Genomic DNA, 17509 nt, shown 5'->3' on the forward strand with positions numbered 1-17509 from the left:
GGAGTCTAAAGGCAGGCGGTGGGCGCGCGACGGCGGATGAGGGGGAGCTCTCACCAAGGTTGTGTGCGCTTGCGGGCACATCGGACGTCGTGGCGTACGCCCTGACCAGGTGCGAGCGCCCCGTGGCACTGCTGGATGCGGGGCGGGGGCGGACTAGGAACGCACGCTGGGAAGCACCGGCTCCATGTCGCGCCAGCGGGCGATTTCGCAGCCATTGCCCTGATTGAAGCTCGCGTCGACGCGCTGCCCGTCCCATGTTCCGGTGATCCGTGCCGTGGCGGGGCCGCCGTGCTGGTGGGTGCACATCCGGTCCTGCGGCACGGGCGCGAAGGGGTCGCCCTGCCTGGCCAGCGCGTCGAGCCGGTCGCAGGCGGAGCGCGCGTCGGGGTGCGTGCCGCCGGCGGGCCCGCACCGCAGTTCGTACGTCCCGTTGGCGGCCCGGTTGCCCGTCCCGGCCGTCGTCACGGTGAGCCGGTCCTGCGGGCCCCGCGGAGCGTCCGTCACCGGGATCACGTCCTGGAGCGACGGCAGCGGGATGGGCGCGGCCGCGGCGGAGGCGCCGGGGAGGGCGGCGGACAGTACGGCGGCGGACGCGGCGGCGGTGAGGGCGAGGCGACGCAGCATGGAGACTCCTGGAGCGAGGAAAAGCGGGGCCGGGTGCCCCGCACTCTCTAACGCTCCGCGGCCCGCGGCGTTGCGCAACCGCCAAGACTTTGCTCTGCGGCCCACCGGCCTAGTACCGTGGGCAGCGATTGGTGGCACCCCGCAAGGCTGTGTCATCATCTGCACGCACCCACTCGCGCAGGCGAGAGTGTGCTGGAGGCGTCGCCTAGTCCGGTCTATGGCGCCGCACTGCTAATGCGGTTTGGGTCTTAAAGCCCATCGAGGGTTCAAATCCCTCCGCCTCCGCGCTTGATCACCGAAGCCCCGGTCCCTGGACCGGGGCTTCGGTCGTTCCAAGGGCGTTCGAGGGCTGTTTTCGCAGCTCAGCAGGGCTGCGGGGAATGGATTTCGCGTCACGGCGCAGGTCATGTAATGTTGTTCTCGCAACGCCGACGGGGCAGAAAAGCCCAGGACGCCAAGCACTCGTAGCTTAACGGATAGAGCATCTGACTACGGATCAGAAGGTTGCAGGTTCGAATCCTGCCGAGTGCACACAGTTGAGAGGCCCCCCGGAGAAATCCGGGGGGCCTCTTGCGTTGCCCGTACAGCAGCGAAGTACAGCAGCGAAGTACAGCAGCGAAGTACAGCAGCCGTGTCAGCCGGTGCCGCCCATCGCTTCCGACAGCTTGCCGATCGCGTCGCGTACCGCTTCCTCGCTCGCCTCGGAGCAGGCCTCCATCGTCATGGCGATCTGCGAGTGGCGCAGGATTCGCTGTGCCACTTTCGGGTGCACCCGAAGGGCGACCAGGAGTGAGCTGCACGTGTGACGGGTGTTCCGCAGCGGGATGGCCCGGAGGCTTTCCGGTCGCCGAGCTGCTGGGCACGGCGCATCCGCAGGGCTTTGGGGCAGAGCGCGGGCAGGGGCAGGAAGTCGCCGGAGTCCTCGGTCTTGGTCTCGCGGTGGAGGATCTGGCGTCCGGCGCGCTGGATCTGGTGGTCTGCGTAGAGCTCGCCGGCCTCGGTGACGGACCAGGGCTTGACCCGACGCCGACGAGGCTTGGGCACCTTCACGGGGGAAGCAACGTTCTTGTTGATCTCTTCTTCGGCAACCGCATGTGTGAGCGCGGCCCGTAGAGCTTCGCGGGAGGCCTGGATCACTCGGCGGGACGGGTAGGACTCGCAGCAGTCGGGGCGAGGCTGGGCTTGACGATCGAGTCGAGCCAGTACGAGAGGAAGGCGGCGACAGTGCGGTGCCGGGTGGCGACCGGGCCCTTCTTCGCCTCGGTGTGGAGGTTGAGCCACTTCTCGTGGACCTCTTCACGGGTCTTGCCCTATGCGTACTTCCGGGCCCGCTTGCCGCCCGCCCTTCGGTGCTGGCGGTGACACGCTGGACGTACTCGTCCACCCAGGCCGGGAGGATGCGCCGATTGCGGCCGGGTGCGACAGGCGCACTGAGCGGATCAGGTGGCGAGCTGGGCGGCGATGGCTTCGGCCATCGGGACGGGAACGCGAGCCGGGTGCGCAGGGTGCCGGCGTCCATGGGTTGCCCGGTCGACGCCTGGCGGGCATCGGCGGGCTTGCGCGCGTGGGCGACGAGCGCGGGCGGGAGGTTGGGCGGAGCGGAAGGCAGGGCCGCCGGTTCCTGTACCGGCTCGGTGACCTCTTCGCGTACCGGTTGCGGCTCGGGCTCCACGGGCGCGGGCTCCGGGCGGTGCGGCTCAGGGGCGTGCGGCAGGAGGCTGCCGCCGAGGAAGGCGAGCGCCGGCCAGCCGGCGACGAGGACGCGGAGCCAGTCCGGTACGTCACTCAGGTCGAGCAGCCCGGCCGTGGCGACGTTCGCCCTCAGTGATGCGGCGAGCGCGACCGCGAACCAGGACCAGGCCGCCCGCCTCGGAGCGTCCGTACCCCGCAAGCTTCGGAGCCGACGCCACGCGGCGACCAGGAGCAGATCCACGGAGACGGGGCAGGCCCACGCCTTCCAGCCGTCTTATCCAGCAGCCTCAGCGAGGTCGTGCAGGTGAGAGAAGGACAGAGCACCGGCGAGCATGGCTTGGGGACTGATGTCTCCCAGCACCGTCTTGGCTGTGGCCTCGTCGTCCACGCGGTGCGGGATGCGGCCGGTGAGCTGGGCCCGCAAAGCCGTTGCTCCCTTTCCGAGGTCGGACCCGAACCGCTGGCCGCACACCTCCGGATACATGCCGGCGGCCCGGCCGAGCCGGGTGAGACGTACGAGCTGAGTGACCATCTGGTCCCGGCGCTCGTCGTCGGCACCGTTCGCCGTGAGGAAGAGTTCCGCCACTTCGTCGGCGAAGACCACGACCGGCACCGGCCGCAAGTGCTCGGGCAGACCCCAGATGTCCGACGTGATCGACTCCAGAGCGCCGGGCCCAAGACGCTGAACGGTCCGGATCAGCTCATAGTGTTCGGTCATCTCCGACACCACAACGTCGAGCAAGTCCGAGGCTTCCTCAGTCGTGCACGCCAGGGCCGACAGCCTCGGGGCGAACGGAGCCGGCCCGCCCCCCACTTGCAGTCGATACCGACCAGGGCGACCGCCTGAGGGACGAGACCTTTCACCAGGCCGCGCAGGTAGACCGACTTTCCCGACTCTGTCGTGCCCATCACCAGTTCGTGAGGGATGGTGCGGAAGTTCCGCGCATGCACCGCACCGTCGGAGCGCAGGGCCACCGGCACGCTCAGCAGCATCGGTTCCTTCGTGGGAGGCATCACGACCCGGTTCAGCACGTCGTGGCCGATGACCTTGAGCTGGAGCCGTCCCGGAGTGAGCGCACTCCCGAAGGGGACGTCACCTTGTGTGCGTTGACCGGCGACTCGTTGACGGACGTCCGGGCCGCCCACAAGGCCGGTGCCGCAGCGATCGGGTACGCCAACAAGCCGCACAAGCACCAGGCGGTCACCGAGGACATGCAGGCCATCGCTGACGCGATCCAAGTCGCCGCAGTCGAACGACTGAGTCCCAGTTCCACTGGAGCTGTTACAGGTTTCTCTACCTCGTCAAGCACCCGCGCACGGCGCGGGCCGGCCCCCGGGGCGGCGCACGAAGGTGGCCGCGGGGAAGACATGCCTCCGGCGGGGGCGCTCAGGCTCCGAGATGGTGGGGGCGCCGCCGGCGGGTGCCGGCCGAGTGTGGCGGGCGCGGGGAGCTGGGGCAGGTGGTGGGCAGCGGCGGGTGGGATCACCACGCACGAAGGGTGGGAGAGGACATGACGAAGAGCAAGGATGACCGCTGGTGGCTGCAAGGTCTTGGCTTGGCGGCGGGAGCAGTCTGGGCTGGAGCCCGCGCGCCGAGCCACGGCCGCCCGCCAGCGCTGAGGCCGGGTGTTGCAGCGATCGGCCTCTTCGCTGCACTCGCGGGGCACTTTCAGACGACTTAGCCTGAGATCAAGGGGCCTCGAGTGAAAAGGGAGCCGTGAGATGCATTTTGTCCTGCTCGCGACCCATGATCCGGAAGTCTGTCCAACCGCCAACGCGACGACGCGCGACCTGATGCTCAAGACCGCTCCCAACATGCCGAACCTCGCCCAGAAGGCAGGCGTCGACATCGTGGCCGGTCCCTTCGTCAACCGTGAGCACACGATCGTCGTGGTTGTACAGGCCGACAAGGCCGAGAACGTCGACCGCTTCCTGGTGGAGGCTCGCCTCCCCCACTGGAACCGCGTCCGCGTGCTGCCGTCGCTGACCATGGAAGAAGGTCTCGCCGACATGCAAGCGCAGACGCCGATCTTCTGACCCAACCGCTCACGCATGGGGCGGCGCTTCGGCGCGGGCGCCGCCCCATCGTCACGCTCTTGTGGTGATTGACTCAGTCACCCGACGGGTGGCCCGTGCCGTGTGGGACGAGAACCGTCAAGCGGCCCGCTGATGTCTGACACCAATGTTTGGCACCAGCAGGGGCGGACCGTCGTGGACAAGAGCACCCGGCCCCGTCCCGTAGCGTCCTTGCAGACCCGAAGTGCGGTCTGGAGGACCGTCACTGACCGATCCATCTAGAGCTACGGATCAGAAGGCTGAAGGTTCGAATCCTGCCGAGTGCACAACAGGCCGGAGGCCCTGCCGAGAAATCGTCAGGGCCTGCGGTTTCTGCGTTCCGGAGGACGCCGTTAGCCTCCGGGTATGAGCTGGCTGTGCGGTGGGCTGCGGTGGACAGCGGGGCGGCCGGCGCTCGCCTGGTACGCGTACGGGCACGGGCCGGGCGGGAGCGGGGGCCGGGGGCGGGCCGAACGGGTCAGTGAGCCGGCGTACGGGAGTGACATCGCGTTCCGGGTGACGGGTGCGGAGCGCCTGTGCGTCGGGGCGCGCCGGGGCGGGTGCCCGCTGCACGCCGTGGTGCCGGGGCGGAGCAGCGGCGGGCAGTGCCCCGGGTGCGCGCGGCTGGACCGGTCGCGGTCGGTGGCGGCGGACACGATGGCGGACGATCCGCGGCCGTACGCCGTCTACCTGGCCTGGTTCGGCCCCGGGATGGTCAAGGTCGGGATCACGGCGGACGAGCGCGGGTCCGCGCGGCTGCTGGAGCAGGGGGCGGTGGCGTTCAGCTGGCTGGGGCGCGGGCCGCTGATGGCGGCGCGGCGGACCGAGGAGCTGCTGCGGGCGGCGCTGGGGGTGCCGGACCGGATTCCGTACAAGGAGAAGCGGGCCGTGCGGACCTCGTTGCCCGGGAGGGCGGAGCGGGCGCGGGAGATCGGGGAACTGCACCGGCGGGCCGGGGCGCTCGCGGGCTGGCCGGAGTCGCTGGAGCGGGCGCCGTTCGAGGTGGTGGACCACGCCGGGGTCTTCGGGCTGGAGGGGCTGCGGCCGATGACCGGCGCGGTGACCGAACTGACCCCGGGCGGGGTGGTCGCGGGGAGGCTGCTGGCCGCGGCCGGGCCCGATCTGCATCTGGGGACGGCGGACGGCGGGGTGGTGGTGCTCGACACCCGGCTGATGAGCGGGTGGGAGCTGGCCGGCGACCGGAGCGGGGCGGCGGGTGTGAGCGTGCCGGTCAAAAGCGTGGAGCGGGGTGTGCAGGGCGGGCTCTTCTGACCGGGAGGGCGGTGCGCGGAACTCCTCCGGATCCCTTGTACCGGGAGGGTGGACCGTGGGGGCGTCCGCAGTGGAGGGTGGCCGGCATGGACGAGAGGTACGGGGAAGAACCGCGTCGTGTGCGTGGTGGGGACGGGCCCGGGGCCGAGGGGGAGGCCGCGGGCGTACGGCGGTTCTGGGAGCGGCTCGGGCTGCCGGGGATCGTCGACGTGCACACGCACTTCATGCCGGAACGGGTGCTCAGGAAGGTGTGGGCGTACTTCGACGCCGTCGGTCCGCTGACCGGGAGGGAGTGGCCCATCGCCTACCGGTGCGAGGAGGAGGAACGGGCCGCGCTGCTGAGGGAGTTCGGGGTGCGGCACTTCACCTCGATGCTCTATCCGCACAAGGAGGGGATGGCGGTCTGGCTCAACGGCTGGGCGGCGGATTTCGCGGCCCGGACCCCCGAGTGCCTGCGTACGGCGACGTTCTTTCCGGAGGAGGGGGCGGCGGCGTACGTGCGGCAGGCCGTGGAGAGCGGGGCGCGGGTCTTCAAGTCCCACCTCCAGGTCGGGGCGTACGACGCGAACGACGCGCTGCTCGATCCCGTGTGGGGGCTCCTGGCGGAGGCCGGGATCCCGGTGGTGACGCACTGCGGCTCGGGGCCCGTGCCCGGCAGGTACACCGGACCCGGGCCGGTCGGGCGGCTGCTGGCGCGGCATCCGCGGCTGCGGCTCGTGGTGGCGCACATGGGGATGCCCGAGTACGGGGACTTCCTCGCCCTGGCGGAGCGGTACGGGGAGGTCCGGCTCGACACGACCATGGCGTTCACCGACTTCTCCGAGCGGCTGATGCCCTTTCCCGGGAGGGAGCTGGGGCGGCTCGCGGATCTGGGCGACCGGATCCTGCTGGGGACGGACTTCCCCAACATCCCGTACGGCTACGGGCACCAGCTGGAGGCCCTGGAGCGGCTGGAACTGGGGGACGACTGGCTGCGGGCCGTCTGCCACGGGAACGCGGCGCGGCTCTTCGGGCTCTGACGGCGGGTGCGCGGGCGGGTGGGGGCGCGGGTGCGCGGGTGCGCGGGCGGGTGGGGGCGCGGGGTGCGGGCTTCTCAGGTTTCTCAGGGGATTCACAGGAACGGGAAAGGAAGCTCTCAGAGGCGCCGTCCAGCCTGGGCCCATGCGTACCGAGATGCTCAGACCCGGTGGCGGGCCCGTGCGGGTGCTCGTCGTGGACGACGAGGCGCCGCTCGCCGAGCTGCTGTCGATGGCACTGCGATACGAGGGGTGGGAGGTCCGCAGCGCCGGTGACGGCGCCGGCGCGGTCCGCTCCGCGCGCGACTTCCGGCCCGACGCGGTCGTACTGGACGTGATGCTGCCGGACATGGACGGTCTCGCCGTCCTCGGGCGGATGCGCTGCGAACTCCCGGACGTCCCGGTGCTGTTCCTGACGGCCAGGGACTCGGTCGAGGACCGGATCGCCGGGCTGACGGCGGGCGGCGACGACTACGTCACCAAGCCGTTCAGCCTGGAGGAGGTGGTGGCGCGGCTGCGCGGGCTGATCCGCCGGTCGGGGACGGCGGCCGCGGCCGTACGCGACGAGTCGCTGCTGGCGGTGGGGGACCTGACGCTCGACGAGGACAGCCACGAAGTGGCCCGGGGCGGCGAGGAGATCCGTCTCACCGCGACCGAGTTCGAGCTGCTGCGCTTCCTGATGCGCAACCCGCGGCGTGTGCTCAGCAAGGCGCAGATCCTGGACCGGGTGTGGAGCTACGACTTCGGGGGGAAGGCGAACGTCGTCGAGCTCTACATCTCGTACCTGAGAAGGAAGATCGACGCCGGCCGCCCGCCGATGATCCACACCCGGCGCGGGGCGGGGTACCTGATCAAGCCGGGCGGGTGAGCGGTGTCCCTGCGCAGCCGGCTGGTGCTGTCGGCCCTCGCGCTGATCGCGGTGGTCGCGGCGGTGATCGGGACGGTCACGACGATCGCCCTGCACTCGTACCTGGAGAACCAGCTCGACGGCCGGCTGGTGTCGTCCGTGCGGCGGGCCGAAGGCGCCCCTCCGGGGGAGGCCGGCCAGGAGCTGAGGTTCGTGGCGGCGCCCGGACAGCCGCTGGGGACCGTCGGCGGGCTCGTCGCCCCGGACGGGACCGTGCCGGCGAGCGCGAGGAGCACCGAGGCGCGGGGGGCACGGCCCGAGGCGCACCTGGAGGCGCTGTCCGGCGCGCAGGCCCGGGCGCTGGGCTCGGTGGAGCGGGACGCCGCACCGCACACGGTGGCCCTTCCGGGGCTCGGTGACTACCGGGTCGCTTCGGCGCGCGACGGGTCCGTGGTGCTGGGCTTTCCGCTCGGCGGCGTACAGGAAACCGTCAGCACGCTGATCGTCGTCGAGGTGTGCGTCACGGCCGCCGGACTGGCCGCCGCCGGGCTCGCGGGGACGGCGATCGTGGGCGTCGCGCTGCGTCCGCTGCGGCGGGTCGCCGCGACCGCGACGCGGGTGTCCGAACTTCCGCTGCACAGCGGTGAGGTGGCGCTCCACGAGCGGGTGCGCGGGCAGGAGGCCGATCCCCGGACCGAGGTCGGGCAGGTCGGGGCGGCGCTCAACCGGATGCTCGGGCACGTCGGTTCGGCACTGGCGGCGCGGCAGGAGAGCGAGACGCGGGTGCGGCAGTTCGTCGCGGACGCGAGCCACGAACTGCGCACGCCGCTCGCCTCGATCCGCGGGTACGCCGAGCTCACCCGGCGCGGGCGGGAGACGGCCGGGCCCGACACGCGGCACGCCCTCGGGCGGATCGAGTCGGAGGCGGCGCGGATGACGGGCCTGGTGGAGGACCTGCTGCTGCTGGCGCGGCTGGACGCGCGGGCGGGCGAGCGGCCGGACGCGGGACCGGACGCCGGCCGTCCGCGCCCGCTGGCGTACGAGCGCACCGATCTCTCGCCGCTCGTCGTGGACGCGGTCAGCGACGCGCGGGTGGCCGGGCGGGGGCACGTCTGGCGGCTGGAGCTCCCGGACGAGCCCGCCGTCGTACGCGGCGATCCCGCCCGTCTCCAGCAGGTCCTGGTGAACCTGCTGGCCAACGCCCGCACCCACACCCCGCCGGGGACCACCGTCACCGCCCGCGTGCGCGAGGAGGACGGCCGGGTCGTGACGGAAGTCGCGGACGACGGCCCCGGCATCGCTCCCGCCCTCCTCCCATACGTCTTCGAGCGCTTCGCCCGCGGGGACGCGTCCCGCGCACGGCGCGCGGGGGCGGCGGCGGGAGAGACGGCGTCGACCGGCCTGGGCCTCGCGATCGTGCGGGCCGTGGTGGTCGCGCACGGCGGCGGCGTCACGGTGGAGAGCGCACCGGGCCGCACGGTCTTCGCGGTACGTCTTCCGGCCGCGGCGCGGGAAGCACGGGAAGCGCGGCAAGCGCGGCAAGCCGCGCCGGCGTGACTCACAGGTGGGTCACAGGGCTGCCACACCGCCCTGACAGGGCGGTTCACGAGGGTCGGGGCCATGCGAACCGACACTTCAGCGGGCGCCCTCCCGGCCAGGGAGCACCTTCCGGCCGGGGAAGCGGGCGGCGCCCCCGTACCCGTGCTTGACGTCGTCATACCCGTCCACAACGAGGAGAAGGACCTCGAAGCGTGCGTGCTCCGGCTCCACGAGCACCTGGCCCGCACGTTCCCGTACGGATTCCGGATCACCGTCGCCGACAACGCGAGCACCGACCGCACGCCCGGGATCGCCGCCCGGCTCGGGCGCGTGCTGCCCCGAGTGACCTCCGTACGGCTGGAGCAGAAGGGGCGCGGGCGGGCCCTGCGCGCCGTCTGGGAGCGTTCCGACGCGCCGGTCCTCGCCTACATGGACGTCGATCTGTCCACCGACCTCAAGGCCCTGCTCCCGCTGGTCGCCCCGCTGATCTCGGGCCACTCCGACCTCGCCATCGGCTCCCGGCTCGCGGGCGGTTCGCGGGTCGTGCGCGGGCCGAAGCGTGAGTTCGTCTCGCGTACGTACAACCTGATCCTCCGTTCCTCCCTCGCCGCCCGCTTCTCCGACGCGCAGTGCGGGTTCAAGGCGATCCGGGCCGACGTCGCCGAGCGGCTGCTGCCGATGGTCGAGGACACCGGGTGGTTCTTCGACACCGAGATGCTCGTGCTCGCCGAACGCGCCGGACTGCGCATCCACGAGGTGCCGGTGGACTGGGTCGACGACCCCGACAGCACGGTCCACATCGTGCGGACGGCCGTCGACGACCTCAAGGGCGTCTGGCGCGTCGGGCGCGCGCTCGCCGTCGGCTCGCTGCCGCTGGACCGGCTCGCGCGGCCCTTCGGCGACGATCCGCGCGACCGTGCGATCGGCGGCGTCCCCGGCGGCCTCGCCCGTCAGCTGGTCGGTTTCTGCGTCGTGGGCGCGCTGAGCACGCTGGTCTATCTGGCGCTCTACTCCGCCTTCCGTACGGGGGCGGGGCCGCAGGCCGCCAACGCGCTCGCGCTGCTCGTGTCGGCCGTGGCCAACACGGCGGCCAACCGGGGGCTCACCTTCGGGGTACGGGGCCGTGACCGCGCCCTGCGTCACCAGGCCCAGGGCCTCGTCGTGTTCGGCATCGGGCTCGCCCTCACCAGCGGCTCGCTCGCCGCCCTCGACGCCGCCGCGTCCTCGGGCGCCCCCTCCCACGGAACCGAACTGGCCGTGCTCGTCGCGGCGAACCTCGCCGCGACCGTGCTCCGCTTCCTGCTCTTCCGCGCCTGGGTCTTCCCCGACAGGCCCACCGACCGCACCGCACCCCAGAGGGCCGACCGATGACCGCACACCGAAGCGACGACCCCCGCTGGGCCCGTCCCGCGCTGTTCGCGCTGCTGCTCGCCACCGCGCTGCTCTACCTCTGGAACCTCGGCGCCTCCGGCTACGCCAACTCCTTCTACTCCGCCGCCGTCCAGGCCGGCAGCGAGAGCTGGAAGGCCTTCTTCTTCGGCTCGTCCGACGCCGCGAACTCCATCACCGTCGACAAGCCCCCGGCCGCCCTGTGGCCGATGGCCCTGTCCGTACGGCTCTTCGGCCTCGGCTCGTGGCAGATCCTCGTCCCCGAGGTGCTGATGGGAGTGGGGACGGTCGCGGTGCTGTACGCCGCCGTACGCCGTCGCTTCTCCCCCGCCGCCGGCCTGATCGCGGGCGCCGTGCTCGCGCTCACGCCCGTCGCCGCGCTGATGTTCCGGTTCAACAACCCGGACGCGCTGCTCGCGCTCCTGATGACCGTCACCGTGTACTGCGTGCTCCGCGCCCTGGAGGACGCGCGGGCGAAGTGGCTGGTGTGGGCGGGGACGGCGGTCGGCTTCGCGTTCCTGACGAAGACCCTCCAGGCGTTCCTGATCCTGCCGCCACTCGCCGTGCTGTACGCCGTGTGCGCGCCCACGTCCGTACGCCGCCGCCTCGGCCGGCTCGCCCTCGCCGGGCTCGCGGCCGTGGTCGCGGGCGGCTGGTGGGTCGCGATCGTCGAACTGTGGCCGACGGCCTCGCGTCCGTACGTCGGCGGCTCGCAGACCAACAGCTTCCTGGAGCTGACCTTCGGCTACAACGGCCTGGGCCGCATCAACGGCGAGGAGGCCGGAAGCGTCGGCGGCGGGGGAGGCCGAGGGGGCGGCGGCTGGGGCGAGAGCGGCATCGGGCGGATGTTCGGTACGGACATCGGCGGCCAGATCTCCTGGCTGCTGCCCGCCGCGCTGATCCTGCTCGTCGCGGGGATCGTCGTCACCTGGAAGGCGAAGCGCACGGACACGGCGCGGGCCGCGTTCGTCGCGTGGGGCGGCTCGCTGCTGATGACCGCGGCCGTCTTCAGCTTCATGGCCGGGATCTTCCACGAGTACTACACGGTGGCCCTGGCCCCGTACATCGCCGCCCTGACCGGCATGGGCGCGACCGTGCTCTGGGAGGAACGCCGCTCGCTCGCGGCGGCGGCGACGCTGGGCGCGACGGTCGCGGTGACGTCCCTGTGGGCGTACGTCCTGCTGGGGCGCACCTCCGACTACCTGCCGTGGCTGCGCTGGGCCGTGCTCGTCTGCGGCCTGGTGGCCGCGCTCGGGCTGGCGCTCGCGGGGCGCGTGGACCGGAGGGCCGCCCTGGGGGCCGCGGGGCTGGGTCTCACGGCGGCGCTGGCGGGGCCGGGCGCGTACGCCCTGACCACGGTCGCCGACGCGCACACCGGCTCCATCGTCACGGCGGGACCGGCCTCGGCGCGGGGCGGTCCCGGCGGGGGCGGCCCCGGCGGCGGTTTCGGCGGGGGCGAGCGTCCGGCGGGCGGTGCGGGGCAGCCTCCCACGGGTGCGGGTGCGGGTGCGGGTGCCGGTGCGGGGCGGCCGGGCGGCCCCGGTGGTCAGCAGGGCGGTGCGATGCCCGGCGGCTTCCCCGAAGGACCCGGCACGGCCCGCGAGACCGGCGCAGGCGGCGGCATGGGCGGACTGCTCGACGGCCGGAGCGTCGGCCCCGAGGCGGAGGCCACGATCCGGGACGGCGCCGACGGCTACACCTGGGCCGCGGCCGCCATCGGCTCGCAGAACGCCGCGAGCTACCAACTCGCCACCGAGGAGCCGGTGATGGCGATCGGCGGCTTCAACGGCAGCGATCCGTCCCCGACCCTGGCCGAGTTCAAGGCGTACGTACGGAAGGGCGAGATCCACTACTTCGTCGCGAGCGGCAGCGGTGGCGGCGGCTCCGCCGTCACCGCATGGGTGGAGGCGAACTTCACGAAGGCCACCGTCGACGGGACGGTCCTCTACGACCTGACCGAGCGGAAATAATTATACGGCGTACAGGGACTCCTTGTACGGTGTACGGGAACAGCCCGCAAGGCCCCCGTGCCCGTGCCCGTACAAGGAGACCCCCGCATGCCGGCGACGACCGCCGAGAACCGCCCCACCGCGCAAGGCCACCCGCAGCGCTGGCTGATCCTCGGCGTCATCTGCCTCGCCCAGCTCACCGTGCTGCTCGACAACACCGTCCTGAACGTCGCGATCCCCTCCCTCACCGAGGAACTGGACGCGTCCACCGCCGACATCCAGTGGATGATCAACGCGTACTCCCTGGTCCAGTCGGGCCTCCTCCTCACCGCGGGCAGCGCCGCCGACCGCTACGGCCGCAAGAAGATGCTCGTCACCGGCCTCGCGCTCTTCGGCGTCGGTTCGCTGGTCGCCGGACTCGCCCAGTCCAGCGCCCAGTTGATCGCCGCCCGCGCGGGCATGGGCATCGGCGGCGCGCTGCTGATCACCACCACCCTCGCCGTCGTCGTCCAGATCTTCGACGACACCGAGCGCGTGAAGGCCATCGGCCTGTGGTCGACGGTCAACTCGCTCGGCTTCGCGGTCGGCCCGCTGATCGGCGGCGTCATGCTCGACCACTTCTGGTGGGGCGCGATCTTCCTGATCAACATTCCGGTCGCGATCCTCGGCCTCGTCGCCGTCGTCTCCCTCGTACCGGAGTCCAGGAGCAAGCAGGGCGACCGGCCCGACCTGCTCGGCGCGCTGCTCTCCACCGTCGGTATGACCGCCGTCGTGTACGCGATCATCTCCGGACCGGAGCACGGCTGGGGCTCCACCCAGGTGCTGGTCCCCGCCGCGGCCGGCGTCCTCGTCCTGGGCGCCTTCGTGTTCTGGGAGCTGCGCATCCCGTACCCGATGCTGGACATGCACTTCTTCCGCGACCAGCGCTTCGTCGGCGCGGTCGCGGGCGCGATCCTCGTCGCGTTCGGCATGGGCGGCTCGCTCTTCCTGCTCACCCAGCACCTCCAGTTCGTGCTCGGGTACGGGCCCCTGGAGGCGGGGCTGCGCACGGCGCCGCTCGCGCTCACGGTCGTCGTGCTCAACCTCACCGGACTCGGCGCGCGGCTGCTGCCCCGGCTGGGCACGCCCGCGACCATCGCCTCCGGCATGACCCTGCTGTCCGCCGGTCTCGCCGCGATCGCGGTACTCGGCGGCGGCACCGGGTCCGGCTACGGCGGAATGCTGCTCGGACTGGTCGTGATGGGCGCGGGCATCTCGCTCGCGATGCCCGCCATGGCCAACGCCATCATGAGCGCCATCCCGCCGGAGAAGGCCGGTGTGGGCGCGGGCGTCAACGGCACGCTGGCCGAGTTCGGCAACGGCCTGGGCGTCGCCGTCCTGGGCGCGGTGCTCAACTCCCGCTTCGCCGCGCTCGTTCCCGCCGCGGTCGGCGCGGCCTCGCTGCCCGCGGCGCTGGCGGCGGCGGACGGCGCGGGGGAGCGGGCCCGTATCGCGGACGCCTTCGCCTCGGGGGTCGAGACCAGCCAACTGGTCGGCGCGGTCGCGGTGCTCGCCGGCGGGCTGCTCGCCGCGGTGCTGTTGCGCCGTGCCGAGCGGGCAGACTCATCCGGAGCAGCGTCAGCGGCTTAGCATCGGAACGGGGGGCGGACCGGGTCATTCCGGTTCGTCGCCCGCCCCGCCGGGAGAACGAGGAGTGTGCGTCCATGGTGTCCGCGGCCGACCGCGTCAGGAACCCAGCCCGCAACAGCGTGTGGCTGGAGGGCAAGACACCACGCACCCGCAAGGCGGACCAGCCGGCCGGTCTCGACCGGGACCGGATCACCGAGGTGTCGGTGCGGCTGCTCGACGCCGAGGGACTCGCGAAGTTCTCCATGCGCCGGCTCGCCGCCGAGCTGAACGTCACCGCCATGTCCGTCTACTGGTACGTCGACACCAAGGACGACCTGCTGGAGCTGGCCCTCGACTCGGTCTTCAGCGAGATCACGCCCCCGGCGGACACCGGCGACTGGCGGGACCGGCTGCGCGCACTGGCCACCAGTTACCGGGAGTTGCTGGTCCGGCACGTGTGGGTGTCGCCGCTGATCGGCACGTTCCTCAACATCGGGCCGCACTCGCTGGCGTTCTCCCGGGCCGTGCAGGACGTCATGCGCGCGACCGGACTGCCGCCGCACGGGCAGATGGGCGGCCTGTCCGCGGTCTTCCAGTTCGTCTACGGGTTCGGCACGATCGAGGGCCACTTCGTGCAGCGGTGCGCGTCGGCGGGCATGAGCCAGGACGAGTTCTTCGCCCAGGCGATGGGCACGATGAGCGCCGCGCCGCAGCTGCGCGAGACGTTCGAGAGCGCGAAGGACCTGATGGAGGCGCGGGGCGGGGACACGGTGGCGGAGATGCGCGAGCGCGACTTCCAGTTCGCGCTGGAGACGCTGATCGCGGGCATCGAGGTGATGACGGCCCGCTGAGCGGTCGGCCATCACCGCGAATGCTTCGTCGTAGGACAGAAGCGGATAGAGATAGAGTCTATCCGTCCTTTGCTCGCAGTCGGGAATGTGCTGCGGAGCTCTCCTGCGCATGGCCGCACCTTCAGCCGTGCTCGCCGAAGAGGTTCGTGGTGTCTGCGTCCGACATTCCTGAGATTTCCTACGGTTCTTCCCATATGGGGAAGTCTGTCTCGTTGGCGGAGTCGCTGGCCGCTGCCGCGATCACCCTGTACGAAGCCGAAGGACATGCGGAGACGGCACGGGCCGGGGTGCGACTGGCCAGGGAGATCGTGCCCGACGCCGATCACGCGGGCATCTCCCTCGTCGAACGCGCGGGAGACGTGCGTACCGTCGCCTGGACCGACGAGGTGATACGGACCCTCGACGCGGCGACCGGGTGCGGAGCGGGCTGCGCCATGGGCCGGCCGGAGCTGTGGACCAGCCCCGTCGTCCGCGTGGAGGAGATCGCCGCGTGCGACGGCCACGGGCCGGTGCTCGCCGAGAACGGCCTGCGCTCCGTCCTGTTCCTCCGGCTCCGGGGCCACCAGCGAAGATTCAGCGTGCTGACGCTCTACTCGCGCAAGCCGAGCGCCTTCGACGACGAGTCCGTACGCGCCGGGCGGCTGTTCTCGGCCCACCTCGGCATCGCCCTGGACTCCGTCGAAGTGCAGGAACAGCTCTCCGAGGCCATGCACACACGGGACGTGATCGGGCAGGCCACCGGCATTCTCATGGGGCGCATGAACATCGACGCGTCGCAGGCCTTCGACCGTCTCGTGCGGGCCTCGCAGAAGGGCAATGTGAAGCTCCGCGACATCGCGTCACGCATCGTCGAAGTCAGGACCACGGAATAGCACCCAGAGTGACCGGCGCGATCGCGGGCACAGGGAACGCATGACGGATACGGCAAGGAGTGCAGAGGGCACGGGGAGTACCCCGGCCGACGGCTTCGACTTCGCCTCGCTCCACGACGCGTTCACCGACTGGCGTGGCCTGCACGCCTTCCTCCAGGACGTGACGCGGCGCGCCGTACGCGCGATGGACGGCGCACAGGGGTGCAGCATCACGATGCGCCGGGGCGGCCGCCTGGTGACGGCCGCCGCCGAAAGCGGCGAAGCGCTCCGGCTGGACCTGCTGCAGTACGAGGCCGAGGCCGGGCCCTGCGTGTGCAGCATGGAGAACGGCGAGGAGAACTACGTACCCGACATGCTCCAGGAGCGGCGCTGGGGCCCGTACCCGGCGGCGGCCGCCGCGCACGGCGTACGGTCCGTCCTGGCCACCCCGCTGGCGCTGAACTCCCACGCCCTCGGCGCCCTCAACCTCTACTCCGGCCGGCCCCACGCCTTCAGGACCCAGCGGGAGACGGCGCGGCAGCTGTCCGCCCAGGCGGCGGGGGCGGTCGCCGTCGCCGAGCGCATCGAGCAGGAGGCGGAGACGGTGCACGACCTGCGGACCGCGATGCTCTCGCGCTCGGTCATCGACCAGGCGATCGGCATCGTCATGGCCCGCAGGCGCTGCACGGCGGGTGTGGCGCTGAACATACTGCGCCGGGCCTCGCAGGGACGGAACGTCAAGCTGCGGGACCTCTGTTACGCCCTGGTGTCCGAGGCGGGCGACGGCCCGCCCTCGCCCGGCTCCTTCACCGGCCGCGCCTCCCGCTAGCGCTCCGCGGCCGCTACGCCTGCGGGAGCCGGTCCCCCTGCACCGCCTGCATGTCGAGTTCGACCCGCAGCGTCGCGCCGATCGCGGAGATGCCCGCCTGGACGACCTGGTTGTAGTTCATGGCGAAGTCGTCGCGGCGCAGCTCGGCCGTCGCGCGGAAGGCCGCCCGTACGCCGCCCCACGGGTCCGGGCCCGTCCCCAGGTAGCTGAGGTTCAGGTCGACGGCGCGCGCCACCCCGTGCAGGGACAGCTCGCCGTGCACGGTCCACCGGTCGGGGCCCGCCGGGGTCAGGCCCGTGCTGCTGTACCTGATCTCGGGGAACCGCTCCACGTCCAGGAAGTCGGGCGACTTCAGGTGGCCGTCCCGCATGCCGTTGCCGGTGTCGATGCTGGCCGCCGTGATGACGGCCTCGACACGCGACCTCTCCAGGTCCTCGGCGATCTCGATGTGCCCGCCGAACTCGGTGAAGCGGCCGTGCACGCTGGAGATTCCCAGGTGCTGGGCGACCGCGCCCACCGAGGAGTGCGCCGGGTCGAGCGTCCAGGTGCCGGGGGGCGGGAGTTCCACGCCGCCCTGGCGGGCCAGTACGACCGTTCCGGCGTCCGCCCGTCCGCTCGCCGTGACGAACGCCGTCGACGCCGCGGGGGCGTAGCCGGCGGCCGTCACGATCACCGTGTAGGGACCGGCGGGCAGGGGGGTCTCGGTCCTCGCCGTCCCCTCCTCGTCCGCGGCCGCCCGGATCACCTGGGTGCCCGTCATGTCGGTCACGGTCACCACCGCGTGCTGCACGGCCCAGCCGTCCCGGGTCCGTACCTGTGCGCGAAGTCCCATCCCGTTCTCTCTCCTTAAGACTGTGGGCCCCGGCCGGGTCCGACAGGCCGTCCCCTGCCTGTCACGAGACGCCTTACGGAACCGCCGCCCTGTCGTGGGAGCTGACCGCCGCCGGCGTGACGGCCCGCGTCACCGTGCCCGAAGGCTGCACGGCC

14 protein-coding genes, 2 tRNA genes and 3 pseudogenes are annotated in these 17509 nt (G+C 72.1%); 13 read left to right on the top strand and 6 right to left on the bottom strand.

What is annotated here, in order from left to right; translation table 11 throughout:
- Window positions 1–153 precede the first annotated feature (153 nt).
- Window positions 154–624: an SSI family serine proteinase inhibitor gene (locus ACWD0Y_RS06845; RefSeq protein ID WP_450259372.1), complete on the bottom strand. Its 471-nt coding sequence runs from the start codon at window positions 622–624 to the stop codon at window positions 154–156.
- Between the two features lie 194 nt (window positions 625–818).
- Between ACWD0Y_RS06845 and ACWD0Y_RS06850 the strand changes: the two genes are divergently transcribed.
- Window positions 819–909, top strand: a tRNA-Ser gene (locus ACWD0Y_RS06850).
- Between the two features lie 173 nt (window positions 910–1082).
- Window positions 1083–1155, top strand: a tRNA-Arg gene (locus ACWD0Y_RS06855).
- Between the two features lie 103 nt (window positions 1156–1258).
- Here ACWD0Y_RS06855 and ACWD0Y_RS06860 read toward each other — a convergent pair.
- The 4 genes and pseudogenes from ACWD0Y_RS06860 to ACWD0Y_RS06875 form a co-directional block, all read right to left on the bottom strand.
- Window positions 1259–1961: pseudogene (locus ACWD0Y_RS06860) on the bottom strand (site-specific integrase); the annotation flags it as partial.
- 102 nt (window positions 1962–2063) lie between these two features.
- Window positions 2064–2650: pseudogene (locus ACWD0Y_RS06865) on the bottom strand (DUF2637 domain-containing protein).
- Between the two features lie 177 nt (window positions 2651–2827).
- A pseudogene (locus tag ACWD0Y_RS06870) lies at window positions 2828–3034 on the bottom strand (FtsK/SpoIIIE domain-containing protein); the annotation flags it as partial.
- Window positions 3031–3330, bottom strand: a complete 300-nt coding sequence (locus tag ACWD0Y_RS06875; protein WP_450259389.1) for an FtsK/SpoIIIE domain-containing protein — start codon at window positions 3328–3330, stop codon at window positions 3031–3033. The gene ACWD0Y_RS06875 and the pseudogene ACWD0Y_RS06870, both read right to left, overlap by 4 nt.
- Window positions 3331–4038: 708 nt before the next feature.
- Between ACWD0Y_RS06875 and ACWD0Y_RS06880 the strand changes: the two genes are divergently transcribed.
- From ACWD0Y_RS06880 to ACWD0Y_RS06930, 11 genes are all read left to right on the top strand, one after another.
- Window positions 4039–4353, top strand: coding sequence for a hypothetical protein (locus ACWD0Y_RS06880; protein ID WP_450259373.1), 315 nt, complete (start codon window positions 4039–4041; stop codon window positions 4351–4353).
- Window positions 4354–4737: 384 nt separating this feature from the next.
- Window positions 4738–5643, top strand: coding sequence for a DUF2797 domain-containing protein (locus tag ACWD0Y_RS06885; RefSeq protein WP_450259374.1), 906 nt, complete (start codon window positions 4738–4740; stop codon window positions 5641–5643).
- Between the two features lie 86 nt (window positions 5644–5729).
- On the top strand, window positions 5730–6662 hold the full coding sequence (locus tag ACWD0Y_RS06890) for an amidohydrolase family protein (RefSeq protein ID WP_450259375.1): 933 nt from the start codon (window positions 5730–5732) through the stop codon (window positions 6660–6662).
- A gap of 142 nt (window positions 6663–6804) precedes the next feature.
- Entirely contained in the window at window positions 6805–7527 is a 723-nt protein-coding gene (locus ACWD0Y_RS06895) for a response regulator transcription factor (RefSeq protein WP_450259376.1), read from the top strand.
- A 3-nt stretch (window positions 7528–7530) separates the two neighbouring features.
- A complete protein-coding gene (locus ACWD0Y_RS06900) occupies window positions 7531–9063 on the top strand; it encodes a sensor histidine kinase (protein WP_450259377.1) in 1533 nt (510 codons plus the stop codon).
- Window positions 9064–9126: 63 nt separating this feature from the next.
- The gene (locus ACWD0Y_RS06905; RefSeq protein ID WP_450259378.1) at window positions 9127–10416 is read left to right on the top strand and encodes a glycosyltransferase; all 1290 of its coding nucleotides are present in this window, start codon (window positions 9127–9129) and stop codon (window positions 10414–10416) included.
- A complete protein-coding gene (locus ACWD0Y_RS06910; RefSeq protein WP_450259379.1) occupies window positions 10413–12404 on the top strand; it encodes an ArnT family glycosyltransferase in 1992 nt (663 codons plus the stop codon). The genes ACWD0Y_RS06905 and ACWD0Y_RS06910 overlap by 4 nt, the downstream gene beginning before the upstream one ends.
- 87 nt (window positions 12405–12491) lie before the next feature.
- Window positions 12492–14012, top strand: coding sequence for an MFS transporter (locus ACWD0Y_RS06915; protein WP_450259380.1), 1521 nt, complete (start codon window positions 12492–12494; stop codon window positions 14010–14012).
- Between the two features lie 74 nt (window positions 14013–14086).
- Window positions 14087–14842, top strand: a complete 756-nt coding sequence (locus ACWD0Y_RS06920) for a TetR/AcrR family transcriptional regulator (RefSeq protein ID WP_450259381.1) — start codon at window positions 14087–14089, stop codon at window positions 14840–14842.
- 194 nt (window positions 14843–15036) lie between these two features.
- Complete coding sequence (locus ACWD0Y_RS06925) at window positions 15037–15714, top strand: GAF and ANTAR domain-containing protein (protein WP_450259382.1); 678 nt, start codon at window positions 15037–15039, stop codon at window positions 15712–15714.
- A 40-nt stretch (window positions 15715–15754) separates the two neighbouring features.
- On the top strand, window positions 15755–16522 hold the full coding sequence (locus tag ACWD0Y_RS06930) for a GAF and ANTAR domain-containing protein (protein WP_450259383.1): 768 nt from the start codon (window positions 15755–15757) through the stop codon (window positions 16520–16522).
- Between the two features lie 13 nt (window positions 16523–16535).
- Here ACWD0Y_RS06930 and ACWD0Y_RS06935 read toward each other — a convergent pair whose 3' ends face one another.
- The gene (locus tag ACWD0Y_RS06935; protein WP_450259384.1) at window positions 16536–17354 is read right to left on the bottom strand and encodes a YceI family protein; all 819 of its coding nucleotides are present in this window, start codon (window positions 17352–17354) and stop codon (window positions 16536–16538) included.
- Window positions 17355–17509 lie beyond the last annotated feature (155 nt).

The sequence above is a fragment of the Streptomyces altiplanensis genome (assembly GCF_053591575.1).